This window comes from Nitratidesulfovibrio sp. SRB-5, assembly GCF_019931275.1.
Taxonomy (GTDB): domain Bacteria; phylum Desulfobacterota; class Desulfovibrionia; order Desulfovibrionales; family Desulfovibrionaceae; genus Cupidesulfovibrio.
In genome coordinates this window covers 905,504-919,593 of sequence record NZ_JAIOTY010000002.1, presented here as the reverse complement: position 1 = coordinate 919,593, position 14,090 = coordinate 905,504, and the positions used below count along the sequence as shown (strand labels likewise).

The following is a 14,090-nucleotide window of genomic DNA, read 5'->3' as shown; positions in this document are numbered from 1 at the left end:
CACGGTGTTGACACGGGGCCACGGCGGGTCGATACTCCGCCTTCCGTCAGCGGGACGCAAGCCCCCATCGGGTTCTGCCCGCTCAGATCGGGCCAGAGATCAGACCAGAACAGGCCAGTTCAGACCAGATCAGGCCCTCTCGGACACGATCCGGCCCGAAAACGCAGTCCCGCACCATCCGCAAGACATTTCAGTCCCGCCACACCGGAGGACACATGCTCGACGCTGCCCATTACGCCCGCCTGGGCCTTGGGACCGCCTTCGAAAAGGTGATGGAAGGCGCGCGCCTTTCGCCCGAAGAGGGTCTGGCGCTGTTCCACTGCCCGGACATCACCGCCGTGGGGGCCCTGGCCCACCACGCGCGCACCCGCCTGCACGGCGACAGAACCTATTACGTGCTCAACCGGCACGTCAATTACACCAACATCTGCGTCAACGGCTGCCTGTTCTGCGCCTTTCAGCGCGAACGCGGGCAGGCCGGTTCCTTCGCCCTGACGCCAGACGACATCCTGCACCGCGTGCTGGACGACAGGGGCACCCCGTTCTCCGAGGTGCACATCGTGGACGGCTGCCACCCGGACCTTGGCCTTGCCTGGTTCGAGGACGTCATCAGACGGATTCGCAAGGCCCGCCCCCAGAGCATCGTCAAGGCGTTCACCGGGGTGGAAATCGCCCACTTCGCCGCCATGGAAGGCATCTCCACGCTGGACGTGCTGCGCCGCCTGCAGGACGCGGGCCTGGCCATGATGCCCGGCGGCGGCGCCGAAATCTTTGCGCCCGAAGTACGCACAAGAATCTGCCCGCGCAAGGCCACGGCGGACGAATGGCTGCGTGTGGCGGGCGAGGCGCATTCCCTCGGCATCCGCACCAACTGCTCCATGCTGTACGGGCACATCGAGACCTTCGAGCACCGCGTGGACCACCTGTGCCGCCTGCGCGAGCAGCAGGACAAGTCCGGCGGGTTCACCTGCTTCATCCCCCTGCCCTTCCTGACGGAAAACAGCCTGCTCAAGCTCCCGCCCGAACGGGTGGGCGAGCACGTGGGCCTCGACCGGCTGCGCACCGTGGCCGTCAGCCGCCTGATGCTGGACAACATTCCCCACGTGAAGGCCTACTGGGTGATGATGGGCGTCAAGATGGCCCAGACCGCCCTGTACTTCGGGGCCGACGACCTGGACGGCACCATCGTCGAGGAACGCATCGGCCACGACGCCGGGGCCGATTCCGCCCAGTCGCTCACCGTGCCCGAACTGGAACTGATGATCCGCCGCTCCGGCTTCACCCCGGTGCGCCGCGACTCGCACTTCAACCCGGTGGCCGACCCGGACGCCATCCGGAACGACGACGGGCATGGCCCCGAATGCGATACAGACCACGCCGCAACGCCGGAGGTCCGGGCATGAGCGCCGCCGCCAACGCCACCAACGCCCCCATCATGCCGGGCGGCTCGTCCCTTGGTGAATCCGCGGACGTACGCGCCGTCGCCGCAAAGGTGCTGGAAGGCCAGCGCCTTACCCGCGCCGATGCCGACCTGCTGTACGACCACGCCGGGCTGCACACCCTGGGGCATCTGGCCCACGCCGTGCGCCTGCGCAAGCATCCGCAGCCCGTGGTCACCTACGTGGCCGACCGCAACATCAACTATTCCAACATCTGCGTGTGCGCCTGCCGCTTCTGCGCCTTTTTCCGCGCCCCCGGCCACCCCGAGGGCTACGTGCTGAGCCGCGAGGAACTGGGCAGAAAGATAGAAGAGACCCTGGCCCTTGGCGGCACCCAGATACTGCTGCAGGGCGGGCACCACCCCGATCTGCCCCTGTCGTTCTACGAAGGCATGATCGGCTGGATCCGCGACACCTACCCCACCATCCACATCCACGCCTTTTCGCCGCCCGAAATCGTCTTTTTCGCGGAGCTCGAAAAGATCACCGTGGCCGAGGTCATCACCCGGCTGCGTGCCGCCGGGCTGCATTCCATCCCCGGCGGCGGCGCGGAAATCCTGGTGGACGAGGTGCGCACGCAGGTTTCGCCCAACAAGTGTTCCGCCGCGCGCTGGCTGGGCGTCATGGAAGAAGCCCACGCTCAGGGACTGCGCACCACCGCCACCATGATGTTCGGCCACGAGGAGCAGCCCCGCCACCGTCTGGACCACCTGTTCGCCGTGCGCGAGGTGCAGGACCGCACCGGCGGGTTCACCGCGTTCATCCCCTGGACCTTCCAGCCCGCGCACACCAACATCCACCGCGACCCGGAACCCGCGCCCGCGTACCTGCGCCTGCTGGCCCTGTCGCGCCTAGTGCTGGACAACGTGGACAACGTGCAGGCCTCGTGGGTGACCATGGGGCCGCAGGTGGCCCAGCTGGCCCTGTACTTCGGCGCCAACGACTTCGGCTCGCTGATGATCGAGGAAAACGTGGTGGCCGCCGCAGGCGTCAGCTTCAGCCTCTCGCGCCGCGAAATCCACAACTGCATCCGCGCCGCCGGGTTCACCCCCGTGCAACGCACCATGAACTACACCCCCGTGTCGCCCCAACCCGTGGTGGAAGGGGAAATACAGGGGTAAAGAGCGAAAGAGGAGAATCGGGGGAAGGGACCCTTTGCGGCAGCCGTTACACGAGCGCGAAGCGAGAGTGTTACGGATGGCGACCGCAACGCGTAAAAGGGTCTCCCTCCCCGGACCCCGCTCTGCTGTCTTCATCCGTAATGCTCGAAGACTCGCATAACGGCTGAAGCTCCCCCCAAAACTTTTTAATTGGGGGGATACGGAACATCAGGCTTCCGCTTCTTTATCAAAAAACGCCCCAACCCCCTCAATATGGGGGTGCAGGGGGCAAAGCCCCCTGCCCGCCGGAGGCATAAAAACAGCCGGACCGGCAGGGGATACAAACGCGATACATGCCATGAACAAAGCCACCACCACGCCGTCGTCATGCGCGCGCCCGCTGCGTCTGGGCCGCATCGGGTACCTGAACGTGCTGCCCATCTACCACCCGCTGGAGTCGGGCATCATCCAGCACGAGTACGAGCTGGTGGCCGGGCCGCCCGCGGTGCTGAACAACATGATGGCGCGCGGCGACCTGCACGTGTCGGCCAATTCGTCGGTGGAGTATGCGCACAGGCCGCAGAACTACCTGCTGGTGCCGGACCTTGCCATCGGCAGCCGGGGGCCGGTGCAGAGCGTGCTGCTGCTTTCGCGCCGCCCGGTGGAAGACCTGGCCGACCAGCCGGTGCTGGTCAGCGCCGAGACGCACACCTCTGCCGCGCTGCTGCGCCTGCTGTTCCGCGACTACTACAAGTTTCCGGTGCGTTACGAGGTGGGTTCGGCCACCGGGCGCATCGCGTCGGGCAACCCGCCGGAGGCGTTCCTGGCCATCGGCGACGAGGCCCTGCGCCTGCGCAACCACCCGGAGTTTCCGTACCGGCTGGACCTGGGCGAGGCGTGGCGACAATGGACCGGCCTGCCCTTCGTGTTCGGGGTGTGGGTGGTCAGCCGGGCGGCGGCGGCTTCGGGATGCTTCACCAGCGACCCGTGCGAACTGTTGCAGCGCGCCCGCAACTGGGGCGAACTGCACATGGACGTGATCCTCGACCTGACCTTGCAGGGCTGCCCGCTGACCCGCGAGGAACTGCGCCAGTACTACCACGGCCTGGTCTTCCACATGGGCTTTCCGGAAATGGAAGGGCTGCGCCTGTTCTACCACCGGCTGGCCGAGGCGGGCGAAATACCCGCCGCGCCGGAACTGGAATTCTTCAGCATGTAGCGCAAGGCGGCCCCGCGAAGCAGACGCGGGGCCGTTTTGCGTTTGCGACCAGCCATGCACACCCGCGAAAAATCCGCACCGCCAGCCAGCCAAGGCGCTCCGGGAGCGCCATTCAGCCAAGACGCGCCCATAACACCACACCCGGCCCGCACGCTGCCCTTGCGGATACTGGGGCTGGACGTCACGGCCACGCCCGGCCCGCGCAAACCCCTGACCCTGGCGGTATGCGACCTTGCGCAGGAACCGGGGAACGCACCGGACGCACCGCCCGTGCTCACCCTGCACGAACTGCGTGAACTGCACACCCTGGACGACCTGGACCGGCTGTTCGGCGGGCAGTTTGACGCGGGATTCGCGGGGGGCGATGTTCCGTCTGGCACAGGCTGGGTGCTGGGTATCGACGCCGCGCTGGCCCAACCGCTGGAACTGGTGGAAGAACTGGACTGGCCGCGCGACTGGGCCGGGTATGCCGCCCTGTGCGGCGGCATGGACCGTGCCGACTTTCGCGACCTGCTGCGCGGGGTGTCCGCCGCCCGGCCCGCCGGGCAGAAGTACCTGTACCGCGCCTGCTGCCGCCGCGCCGGAGCGGCCAGCCCCATGAACACGGTGCGCCCGCCCGTGGCCCTGATGTTCCACGCCGTGGCTCCACGGCTTGCCGCACATGCGGTGCATGTTCCCCTGCTGCGCCCCCTGCCACATGTGCCGGGCAACGCCCGCGTGGCGCTGGAAACCTACCCCGGCTGGCTGGCCCGGCAGTTGATGGGCCGCGCCCCGTACAAGGGCGGCGATGCCACCGGGCGGACCGCCCGGCGCGAGGCACGCACCCAACTGCTGCGAAATCTTGCGGGATTGGGGGAACCGGCCGAATCGACCAGCGCCTTCGGCCCAACGAACCCCATTGGCCTGTCATCACTCCAGCCCGGCCCCCAGCTTGGCCCCCTGTCATCACCCCTGTCTGGCCCCCTGTCTGGCCACCTGCCCCGCCTGACCATCCGCTGGAACGCGGACCACGCCGCCCGCATGCTGGACGATCCGGAAGCGGACCTGCTGGATGCCCTGTTCTGCGCCGTGCTGGCAGCAAGTTCCGCCCTGCGCCCCGAATACGGCCTGCCGTCACCAGCCACACCTCCCCACGGCGTCACCGCCGCGCAACTGGATGTGGAAGGCTGGATCGCCGGACTTCCGCTGGAAGAATAGCCGCCCCGGCGAACCCACGCTCTCCTGTCCTATCCGGCCCTATCCGCCTACCCGGCTGACACGCTGCACGCCCCGGCACCCGGCTCCATTTTCATCTTGCCGCGCGTCTCCCCTGCCCCAAAAAAGCGGCGCGCGACGGTCATCCGCCACGCGCCGTACAAAGCACTCCATGACTCGCCTTTCACTGGCGGCATCACCCGCTCGTCCCGCTTGACGCAGCCTGCCGCCGTCTCACCGACAGCAGCCTGCGTCCGCCTACCAGCCCGCCCCGCCCGTGAACAGGAAGGACAGCAAGGACCATGTGGCCCCCAGCAGGGCCAGCAGCAGCAGCCCCAGAAACAGGCGCACCACGCACCCGGCGGCGGCCAGCAGTCCGCGCAGCAGCAGCCAGCCAAGCACAGCAGCCACGGCGGCCACGAATATCAGGCCCAGTATCTTCATCGTCGTTCCCCCGTCCGGTTGCGGCGCCGCGCGCCCTGTTTGTCATTCGTCCTCATGCGGTGCCGCGTCGGGCGGCGCCGTGTTCGGGGCATCTTCCAGTTCGCCCGGGCGGCATACCCGCGCGCCCGCACCACCAGAAGCACCAGACGCACCAGACAGGCCCAGCCAGATGGCGAACAGGGCAATCCCCGCCCCGGCCATGCCCCATCCGTCCGTGGGCCGCTTGAACACCAGGATGTCCCACACGAACGACAGCGCGGGCTGCACCAGCATCACCAGCCCCGCCAGCGAGGCGGGCAGGCGCGGCAGCCCGGTGGACAGCAGCACCCAGCCCACGCCCTGACACAGCACGCCATAGGCCATCAGGTAGCCGCCGCTGGCCGCATCGGCAATGGCAAAGCTGTCGCCCCGCGCCAGGATGCCCGCGCCGCTTACCGCCGCGCAGGCCAGCGAAATGACGGCCATGTTGGCCACCGGCGAAAGCATGCCCGCCATGCCGCGCGACTGGCGCAGCAGCAGGATGAACCCGGTGTAGAACAGCGCCGTGGCAAAGCCGTAGCCCACCCCGGCCAGCGAATCGCCCACCACCAGCCCGCCAGCCGTCGAGGTGGGCAGCAGTTCCGCCGGACTGACGCCCAGCAGCAGCCACAGCCCGACCAGGGCCAGCGGAATGGCCGCCATGTGCCGCGCGGACAACTTTTCGCCCAGCAGCAGCGCCCCGGCAATGGCGATGAAGAAGACCTGGAAATTTCCGATGATGGTGGCCAGCCCCGGCCCGATGAGCAGGATGCCCCGGTGCCAGCACTCCAGATCCAGCGCGAACAGCACGGCGGCGCCCACCATCACCGCCCACACGCCGGACCGCGCGCGCAGCCGTTCGCGCCGGGCCAGGGCCACGCACAGCAGGGCCAGCCCGCCGAAGAACATGCGGTAGAAGGCCGACTGGCTGGGCCCCACATGCACCAGCTTCACGAACACGGCGGAAAAGCTGATAAGCACGCCGCCCCCGGCAACGCGCAGCAGCCCTCCCGCATCAAGGCAGGGGGAACGGTGTGTACTCATGCGGCCCCCCATACTGCGAAGCCGGGTGAAGCGCAAATGATACCGTGTTGGACTGGCGCCGGGCAGCGCGCCAGACAGGCCCAAACTGGCCCAAATTGGCCCAGACTGGCCCAGACTGGCCCAGACGGGGCCAGGCAGATCATCGGACACACACCGGACAGGGCGACGGGCAAGGCGACAGGCAAGGCGAGGCCCCGCTTCAGACTCACGTCATATCCACATGGGGCCATATATAGGCCGTATATGGATCAGTCTGGCTTACGCCAAGGGCATGCGATGGGGGGGGTAGCTGCGCCACATCCGCCCCCCTTGGGCCACTTTCGCCCCCGCCTCGCCCAACTTCCGCCCCGCAACGCAAAGGCGGCACGCCCCGCCGGGGAACGTGCCGCCTGATGTCCGCATGTGTGACGTTACTATCCGGGCGCCTATTCCGGACGGCTTACCGCAACCTTGGCGGGCCGCAGCAGGCGCTCCTTCAGCCGGTAGCCGCGCTGCATCAGGGCACACACGGTGTTTTCCGGCAGGTCGGGGCGCACTTCGGCGCCGATGGCCTCGTGGATTTCCGGGCTGAACGGTTCGCCCGCCTCGCCCACGGGCTCCAGGCCGTGGCGCTTCAGCGCGTCCAGCAGCAGCCTCTGGGTCATTTCCACGCCGATCAGCATGTCCTTGCAGGCCGCGTTGCCGCGCCCGTATTGCAGGGCCAGATCCAGGTTGTCCAGGGTGGGCAGCAGGTCCGCCAGCACCACTTCGGCGGCGTAGCGCACCTGGTCGTCCTTTTCGCGCTGCAACCGCTTCTTGAAATTGTCCATTTCCGCCAGGGCGCGCAGGCGCTGCTCGTCGGCATCGGCCCGTTCGGGACATTCCGGGCACAGCCGGACCGCGCACTGTTCGCGCAGGGCGTCATCGTCAATCACCATGGGGGAACCCGCACCGGCGGCCTGGTGCCGCGAAGACGCATCGGCCTCGGTACGCAGGGCCTCTGCCTCGGGGCTGATCTCCACATTGTCCTTGAACGCATTGCTGGGGGGCATGTCCTGAATCTCCTTGAAATCCTGAAGCGTGACGTCGTCGTTGAAATATCCCGCCGGGGCGGGTCGCATGTATCGGAAATGACCGAAAAATGGACGGGATTACGGCAACCGGCAAGGCGCGGCGGCAAACCGTTCGCGGAACAGCTGGGTAAGCGCCCGCGAAACGCACTGCACCACCGGAACGATCTTGGCGTAGTCCATGCGCAACGGCCCCACCACGCTGACCACGCCACGCGGCGTGTCGCCGCCGTAGGCGGCGCTGATCACGCTGCACCCGCGCAGTCCGTCGGGCGCGCCGTCGGCCACGTCCTGACAGAAGGTTATGCGCACGTCGCGTTCGGACAGGGTGCGGTCCAGCAGTTCCAACAGACGCGAGCGTTCCTCGATGGCGGCCAGCAGGTCGCGCATGCGGCCCACGTCGGTGAATTCCGCGTGGGCCAGCATGTTCAGCGTGCCGTTGACGATGAGCTCGCGGTCGTCGCCCATGTGTTCCACGGCGCGGCGCGACAGGGCCAGGGCGCGCACGCACATTTCTTCCAGCCGCGAGCCAGCGCGGGCCAGTTCGTGGCCGATGCGATCGCGCGCCTCGGACAGGGACAGGCCCCGGAAATGTTCGTTGAGATAATTGCCGAAGCGCACCAGTTCATCCTGCCCGTAGCGCTCGTCCACGCGCACGGTGCGGGTGCGCACCAGGCCGCCTTCCAGCATCAGCACGGCCAACACCAGCCCTTCGGCGGCCGGGGCGAATTCGATGCTGCGCCAGCGGGCCTCGTCCTCGCTGGGGGCCACCACCATGCCCAGTTGCCGGGCATGGCCGGACAACAGGTTGGCGGCGCGACGCAGGATGCCGGAAATCTCCAGTTCCTGCCGCGAAAGCTCGTCGGCTATGGCATCGCGCTCGGCACTGCCCAGCGGCAACGGGCGCAGCAGGCTGTCCACGTACAGCCGGAAGGCGCGCGCCGTCGGCACCCTGCCTGCGGACGTGTGCGGCTGCTCCAGATAGCCAAGGTCGGTCAGGTCGGACATGGTGGCGCGCATGCTGGCCGGGGAAAGACGCAAGCCGGAATGCTCGGCCACGGCGCGAGACCCCACGGGCGAGGCCGAGGCGATGTAGCTTTCGATGATGGTGGCAAGCACCTGGGTTTCGCGCTGTCCGAGGCTGGGCATGAAGGCTCCGGCATCATGAGGATGCAGTTCTTGCAGTAGCACAAACGGGTAACAACGGGGGTGTGGGCTGTCAAGGTTGGCCGGGGCGGACCTGCCGGGTCGGGAAATATGGCAGGCACTTGCCCATCCACGACAGATGCCGGACAAAGGCTAGGGGCAAAATGGATCAGGCCAGCGCCCTCCGGACTCCAGGCCGTGCGCACGCCCATTCGGACCTGACAGGTCCACCATTTGTGAATATAATCACAAATGTACTGGCCAGCACCCCCGGCAACTACAAAAAAAACTGTTATTTCAGCATAATGACAAAATCCGCCCCAAACTCCATTTCCGACACACCAAACAACACTTCACTGTATGCGGCATATTGTGAACACTCACATCTCGTGCATTATTTCACATACATTGACACGTTTCCGGCAACACACTACAGTGCCCCTGTCATTGGGGAGGTGGCAACGCATCACTGCATGCATCACTTCCCCCGCCCGCCCATAGCACACCCCATACGGCCCGTATCGCGCCCATTCTGCCGGGCTCGTTGCGGCTGGTGAGCAACTGTTTACACGCTCACCCGTAGGGGGCTGTAATGCTTGCCGAAAAAACACCCACGCCTGCCTTGAATTTTTCATGACATTGTGGCATCTTGTGCCTCGTCCGCATGTCTGGAACCCGGAAAAATCCGCGCGATTCGGTTCTCCGACACCCGTGACCGCCCCCCCTTCGGGAGAGCGTTGCGGGTTCACCAGCGAAGGCCCGCAAGAGGTCCTCGTTGACACGCCGGGTGGCTGCGGTTTATCCAGCGGGCAGAATCTGCCTTGGGACGACCATCATTCGGATAGAGGCAGCGGATCGCTGCTTATCATCGGCCGGCGCATCGCCGCACGATGCGAAGGTCAGGCGTTTGTCGTGCATCCCTTTCACTGCCAAGAACCTGTCCAAGGAGGACACGCATGGCTGAAGTCACTTACAAGGGCAAGAGCTTCGAAGTCGATGAAGACGGCTTCCTTCTTCGCTTTGATGACTGGAGCACCGAGTGGGTTGAATTCGTGAAGGAATCCGAAGGTATCGCGGACATCACCCCCGATCACCAGAAGATCATCGACTTCCTGCAGGACTACTACAAGAAGAACGGCATCGCCCCGATGGTTCGTATCCTCTCCAAGAACACCGGCTTCAAGCTGAAGGAGATCTACGAACTGTTCCCCTCCGGCCCCGGCAAGGGCGCCTGCAAGATGGCCGGCCTGCCCAAGCCCACCGGCTGCGTGTAGTCCATACGGCCCATTGTTCACGAAAGGGCGGGAGCGCAAGCTTCCGCCCTTCTCCATTTCCGCGCCCTGGTCCCATGCGGGGCACGGGCGCGCCGAAAGCGGAGCCGGACAGCGGCTGCCTACAGCGGTCACCAGTTCCGGTGCGACGACATGTGACTACGGCTGGCGACATGTGGCTACGGTTGCGCCACGCCGCAAAGGGCGGGAGCACATGCTCCCGCCCTTTGCGGCTTTCAATGGCACGCCCGGCCAGTTCAGGCGCGCCGGTTGCGGGCTTCGTACTGCGAAGCGTGGTTGCTGGTGGGAAGGACGACCGGAATCAATGCTCCGTGCCGTCCTCAGCGGCGTCGAACAACGTGTTCAGCGCCTCTTCGCGGCACAGGACGCTCGACGCCATGGCTATGCTGAACGTCGAGTGGGCCTTTCTCCACAGGGAAAGTATCTGCTGCACGGAATGAACCATGGACAGCAGCACCGACGCAGGCACGATGTACGCGCCCTCCGGCGTGCGTTCCAGCCCGTCCAGCGATACGGAAAGGCCCGTCAGTTCCTTGCCCACGTTACCCAGTAGGCCGTCAATGTCATGCTTCACGTTGCGAACCCCATTCTGCGAACTTGGCGTCGTGCGCGGCTGGCGCCAACGCCGGTACTGGTCTAGCAGGGGCGACCCGCGCCGGTCATTTATATTTTCCTCCGCCAGGCCAGCGGTGCGCGCCCGCACATGCTTGACGCAACCCATGCCGGGCAATACATTGGAAAATACATTATGTTCGATTATACCAATGCAACCACCGATGCCATGGCCTGGCTTTCCTCCCTCTCGCCCCTGAGCGAGCAGGATCTGTGCGACCTGTGCCTTGCCTTGCGCACGCGCGGCCCCGGCCAGCGCTTTTGCTGCACCCAGGACGCCAGCCTGCTGCTGCTCGACGCGCAGGGAGCGGACACCCCCCTGCTGCTGCTGTCTGACAAGGCCGCGCGCAACCTGCTGGACTATCTGGTGACCGGCTACCTGCGCGACAAGCCGCGCGGGCTGCGCGCCTGGCATGCGCGCGAGTACGGCGGGCACGAATAGGTCCACCTCCCCCTTGCCTCGCCTGCCCGAGCGGGCATCTCCCGTGCGCGCCTGCCCCGCCTGCCATCACCTGTTCCCGCCGATTTCCGCCTGCCTCCTCTGCGTGCATTTCCGGCAGACATCCCCTGCCCCCCCCGGGGTTCGGACACGGCATGGCACCCATGCAACCGGCCAGCCCTTTCGCCCTTCCGTGCGCCCGCCCCCACGCATCCCATCCCCCCGACACTCCGCGCAAAAGGGCCGCCCCCCTCGGGAAGCGGCCCCTGCATCGCATCATGTCGGCATCCGCTGCCCGAATCCTGGCCGGAACCGCCGGACTACCTGCGCAGCACCTCGGCATCCCAGCCGCGTTCCAGCGCCTCCAGCCAGTCGGCGGGTATCTCGGGCACGGCCCGCCTGGACAGCGCATCGGGGGACAGGGTGGCCTCGCCCATCTTCACGGCGGCGAAGCGCGCGCGCCATTCCCCGGGCAGCCGCTCCACCTCGATGGCCGGAAAATCGCCCCACCAGGCCGGGTCCATCTTGGCCAGTTGCGCCTCGGGCGACAGCAGGAAGTTGGCAACCACCATGGCCCCCGCCTTGTTGGGCGCGTTGAAGGGTATGGCCACGAAGTGGGTGTTGAAGATGGACCCGTCGTCCAGGGCCACGGTGCGCACCGTGGCCGGATAGGTGCCGTCATCGATCAGCGCCTGGGCATGGGCCGGATGGTACGAGACGGAAAAATCCACCTCGCCCCGCGCGAACAACGCATCCAGCGCGGCGGCGTCGCGCGGGTAGGCCCGCCCGGCCTGCCACAGGTGCGGGGCAAGATCGCGCAGCCACGTCCACAGCGCCGGAGCCTTGCGGCCCAGCAGATCCTTGTCCAGCGGGCGCATGTACTGCGCGTGCCCCCCGGTAAGGGCGTAGAAGGCCTGACGGATGAAGGCCGACCCGGTGAAGTCCGGCGGCTGGGGATAGGTGAACCGCCCCGGATGGGCCTTCACCCACTGGCCCAGCTGGGCCATGGTGCGCGGCGGCTCGGGGGTGCGGGCGGTGTCGTACTCCAGCACCAGCTGCGCCCGCCCGTAGGGCGATTCATGGCCGTCCACGGGATAGCCGAAGTCGGTGGCGCTCTGCACCGGGTCGGTCAGCGCCATGTTGGGCAGGGCCGGGGCATACGGTCCCCACAACACGCCGCCCAGCCGGGCGTTGCGAAAGTTCTCGCCGTTGATCCACAACAGGTCCATGCTGCCCGTGGCGCGACCCGCCGCCTTTTCCGCCAGCAGCCGGTTGACGAACACCGGGGCCTCCATGGGCACGCGCACCAGGGTGATGCCGTAGCGCCGCGCCAGTTCCGGCGCCACGAAGCCGTCCACGTAGCGGTTGGCCGTGGCCATGCCGCCATACATGTGAAAGCGCACCGTGGTGCCGCGCGCGGCGGCCTCCACCTCTGCCCACGGCAGGGACGCGGGCTTGGGCAGGGGCGCATCTTCGGCCAGGGCTGGCCGTCCCAGGCACAGCAGCGCCAACAGCATCAGCAGCGCCACATGGAGCTGACGGGACGGGCGGGACGGACGAGACGGGCGGAACAGGTGGAACGGGCGGAACAGGTGGAACGGGCGGAACAGGCAACGCGAAGTGGCCGGGCGAACGGAAGGCGAACGGAACGGATGCATGTACCCTCCCTGTGGGTGGACTGACAGTATCGTGGCAGCGTGCGGAAGGCGGGACCAAAGACAGAACTGGTGCCCGGCATTGCTTCGCGGGCGGGCAGACTGGCAAGGGCTGGGCCATGCCGGATCAACCATTGCAGGGCCGGGACCGCAGCCATCCTATTTCTGGGGGTTCTGCTCCGCCTGCCACGCCGTCGACCTGGCGATTTCGTACAGCGTCGGGTCCACTCCCACGAAATCCACCACCTCGCGCTCGCCAAGGCGCAGCCGTTCGCGCCAGCGGCGCAGCACGGCATCGTCGGGCACGGAGAACACCACCCCCTGGATGCGCAATGCCTCGCGAGCCTCGGCCTGGGCCTCCGCCGCCTGTGCGCGCGCCTCGGCCACATGGTCTTCCCAAGCGTCGCGCAGCACGTCGCGCATGTCTTCGGGCAGGCGTTCCCAGAACGTCCGGCTGACCAGCGGCACGTACATGGCGAAGTAGGCGCGGTCCTCGAACACGTGGCTCACCCCGTAGCGCCACAACTGGCCGGACACCGCCGTCTCGTGGGTGGTCATCAGCCCGTCAAGGTTGCCGCCTTGCAGCCAGTGCGGCAGGTCTGGCCAGGGCACCACCAGGGGTCTTGCGCCCATGGCCGCGAGGCGCAGTTCGTTGGCCGGGCCACCCGCCACGCGGATGCGCAGCCCCGCGAGGTCCTCGTGCCGCCGCACGGCGCGGTCCACCAGATACAGGTTGGCGTGGCCCAGTTCCAGCCAACGCCCCAGCACGGTGACGCGCAGGTTGCGCTCGATGCGCGCATCAATGATGCGCCCCGGCGGGCCGTCGGCCACGGCCAGGCTGGCGCGGGCCGGGGCACCGTAGAAGGCGGGCAGCATGAACACGCCGCAATCGGGCACCACGGAATGCAGCACCCAGGTTCCCGGCAGGGCCATTTCCACCCGGCCAAGGTTCAACGCCTGCAACACGTCGCGGTCGCGGTACAGGCTGGCGCTGTCGTACACCTCCACCCGCAGCCGACCGGCCAGGCGATGCCGGACGTCCTCCGCGAAGCGGCGCAAGGCCTTGACCTGAAAGTGCGTGGGGCCGTTGTCCACGGAAATGCGCAGCACCGGCACCCCGCCTTCGGAGCGGGTGACCGGGGGCGAATCGGCGGGGGGATCAGTCGCAGGGGCCTCGGAACCAGGCGATTCCGGGGCTGCGACTGCGGCATCCCGCGCCTGCGCGTGCGGCACGGTGACGGCCAGCAGGGCGCACAGGGCAGCCATGGCCAGCCAGGCGACCAACGCGGCGACACGCGGCACGAACGGGCCACGCGCGCGCCAGAAACCTGCGGGACGCGCGGGGCACCGCCCGCAAGGCCGGGTTCGCGGAACACGGTTGGTCATGCAGCCTCCCCCAAGGCGATGTCGAAACGATGTCTGCGTGTTGGCGACTATGC

At 67.2% G+C, this 14,090-nt stretch carries 13 protein-coding genes; 6 read left to right on the top strand and 7 right to left on the bottom strand.

Annotated features, from left to right (window positions below):
* The first annotated feature begins 215 nt into the window (after positions 1-215).
* From mqnE to K6142_RS11250, 4 genes are all read left to right on the top strand, one after another.
* Positions 216-1,403, top strand: coding sequence for an aminofutalosine synthase MqnE (gene mqnE / locus K6142_RS11265; RefSeq protein WP_223380849.1), 1,188 nt, complete (start codon positions 216-218; stop codon positions 1,401-1,403).
* A gap of 32 nt (positions 1,404-1,435) precedes the next feature.
* The gene (gene mqnC, locus K6142_RS11260; RefSeq protein WP_411722709.1) at positions 1,436-2,560 is read left to right on the top strand and encodes a cyclic dehypoxanthinyl futalosine synthase; all 1,125 of its coding nucleotides are present in this window, start codon (positions 1,436-1,438) and stop codon (positions 2,558-2,560) included.
* A 337-nt stretch (positions 2,561-2,897) separates the two neighbouring features.
* Positions 2,898-3,758 (top strand): menaquinone biosynthetic enzyme MqnA/MqnD family protein, encoded by an 861-nt coding sequence (locus K6142_RS11255; protein ID WP_190244406.1) that lies wholly within the window; start codon positions 2,898-2,900, stop codon positions 3,756-3,758.
* A 159-nt stretch (positions 3,759-3,917) separates the two neighbouring features.
* Positions 3,918-4,955, top strand: a complete 1,038-nt coding sequence (locus K6142_RS11250) for a DUF429 domain-containing protein (protein ID WP_223290289.1) — start codon at positions 3,918-3,920, stop codon at positions 4,953-4,955.
* A 255-nt stretch (positions 4,956-5,210) separates the two neighbouring features.
* On the opposite strand, the gene K6142_RS11245 is transcribed toward K6142_RS11250, so the two are convergent.
* The 4 genes from K6142_RS11245 to hrcA all read right to left on the bottom strand — a co-directional run bounded on the left by K6142_RS11245 (position 5,211) and on the right by hrcA (position 8,656).
* On the bottom strand, positions 5,211-5,396 hold the full coding sequence (locus K6142_RS11245; protein WP_190244408.1) for a hypothetical protein: 186 nt from the start codon (positions 5,394-5,396) through the stop codon (positions 5,211-5,213).
* A gap of 42 nt (positions 5,397-5,438) precedes the next feature.
* Positions 5,439-6,458, bottom strand: coding sequence for a DMT family transporter (locus K6142_RS11240; protein WP_190244409.1), 1,020 nt, complete (start codon positions 6,456-6,458; stop codon positions 5,439-5,441).
* A 425-nt stretch (positions 6,459-6,883) separates the two neighbouring features.
* Positions 6,884-7,489: a nucleotide exchange factor GrpE gene (locus tag K6142_RS11235; RefSeq protein WP_190244410.1), complete on the bottom strand. Its 606-nt coding sequence runs from the start codon at positions 7,487-7,489 to the stop codon at positions 6,884-6,886.
* Between the two features lie 99 nt (positions 7,490-7,588).
* Entirely contained in the window at positions 7,589-8,656 is a 1,068-nt protein-coding gene (gene hrcA, locus K6142_RS11230; protein WP_190244411.1) for a heat-inducible transcriptional repressor HrcA, read from the bottom strand.
* Between the two features lie 953 nt (positions 8,657-9,609).
* Here hrcA and K6142_RS11225 point away from each other — a divergent pair.
* Positions 9,610-9,927 carry a TusE/DsrC/DsvC family sulfur relay protein gene (locus K6142_RS11225; protein WP_007523442.1) on the top strand — a complete coding sequence of 106 codons (318 nt, stop codon included), beginning with the start codon at positions 9,610-9,612 and terminating at the stop codon, positions 9,925-9,927.
* 319 nt (positions 9,928-10,246) lie between these two features.
* Here the strand turns inward: K6142_RS11225 and K6142_RS11220 are convergent, their stop codons facing one another.
* Positions 10,247-10,519 carry a hypothetical protein gene (locus K6142_RS11220; protein ID WP_012612337.1) on the bottom strand — a complete coding sequence of 91 codons (273 nt, stop codon included), beginning with the start codon at positions 10,517-10,519 and terminating at the stop codon, positions 10,247-10,249.
* Positions 10,520-10,693: 174 nt separating this feature from the next.
* Between K6142_RS11220 and K6142_RS11215 the strand changes: the two genes are divergently transcribed.
* On the top strand, positions 10,694-10,999 hold the full coding sequence (locus tag K6142_RS11215) for a hypothetical protein (protein WP_155860507.1): 306 nt from the start codon (positions 10,694-10,696) through the stop codon (positions 10,997-10,999).
* A gap of 317 nt (positions 11,000-11,316) precedes the next feature.
* Here the strand turns inward: K6142_RS11215 and K6142_RS11210 are convergent, their stop codons facing one another.
* Both K6142_RS11210 and dctP read right to left on the bottom strand, forming a co-directional pair.
* Entirely contained in the window at positions 11,317-12,654 is a 1,338-nt protein-coding gene (locus tag K6142_RS11210; RefSeq protein ID WP_190244412.1) for an ABC transporter substrate-binding protein, read from the bottom strand.
* A gap of 156 nt (positions 12,655-12,810) precedes the next feature.
* Positions 12,811-13,953 carry a TRAP transporter substrate-binding protein DctP gene (dctP, locus tag K6142_RS11205; protein WP_190244413.1) on the bottom strand — a complete coding sequence of 381 codons (1,143 nt, stop codon included), beginning with the start codon at positions 13,951-13,953 and terminating at the stop codon, positions 12,811-12,813.
* Positions 13,954-14,090: the final 137 nt, after the last annotated feature.

Excerpts from the sequence above, each read along its gene's own strand:
- K6142_RS11235 (WP_190244410.1), bottom strand. The coding sequence starts at position 7,489 with ATGCCCCCCAGCAATGCGTTCAAGGACAATGTGGAGATCAGCCCCGAG.
- mqnC (WP_411722709.1), top strand. The coding sequence starts at position 1,436 with ATGCCGGGCGGCTCGTCCCTTGGTGAATCCGCGGACGTACGCGCCGTC.
- K6142_RS11225 (WP_007523442.1), top strand. The coding sequence starts at position 9,610 with ATGGCTGAAGTCACTTACAAGGGCAAGAGCTTCGAAGTCGATGAAGAC.
- hrcA (WP_190244411.1), bottom strand. The coding sequence starts at position 8,656 with ATGCCCAGCCTCGGACAGCGCGAAACCCAGGTGCTTGCCACCATCATC.
- K6142_RS11210 (WP_190244412.1), bottom strand. The coding sequence starts at position 12,654 with ATGCATCCGTTCCGTTCGCCTTCCGTTCGCCCGGCCACTTCGCGTTGC.
- K6142_RS11240 (WP_190244409.1), bottom strand. The coding sequence starts at position 6,458 with ATGAGTACACACCGTTCCCCCTGCCTTGATGCGGGAGGGCTGCTGCGC.
- K6142_RS11215 (WP_155860507.1), top strand. The coding sequence starts at position 10,694 with ATGTTCGATTATACCAATGCAACCACCGATGCCATGGCCTGGCTTTCC.
- K6142_RS11255 (WP_190244406.1), top strand. The coding sequence starts at position 2,898 with ATGAACAAAGCCACCACCACGCCGTCGTCATGCGCGCGCCCGCTGCGT.
- K6142_RS11245 (WP_190244408.1), bottom strand. The coding sequence starts at position 5,396 with ATGAAGATACTGGGCCTGATATTCGTGGCCGCCGTGGCTGCTGTGCTT.
- mqnE (WP_223380849.1), top strand. The coding sequence starts at position 216 with ATGCTCGACGCTGCCCATTACGCCCGCCTGGGCCTTGGGACCGCCTTC.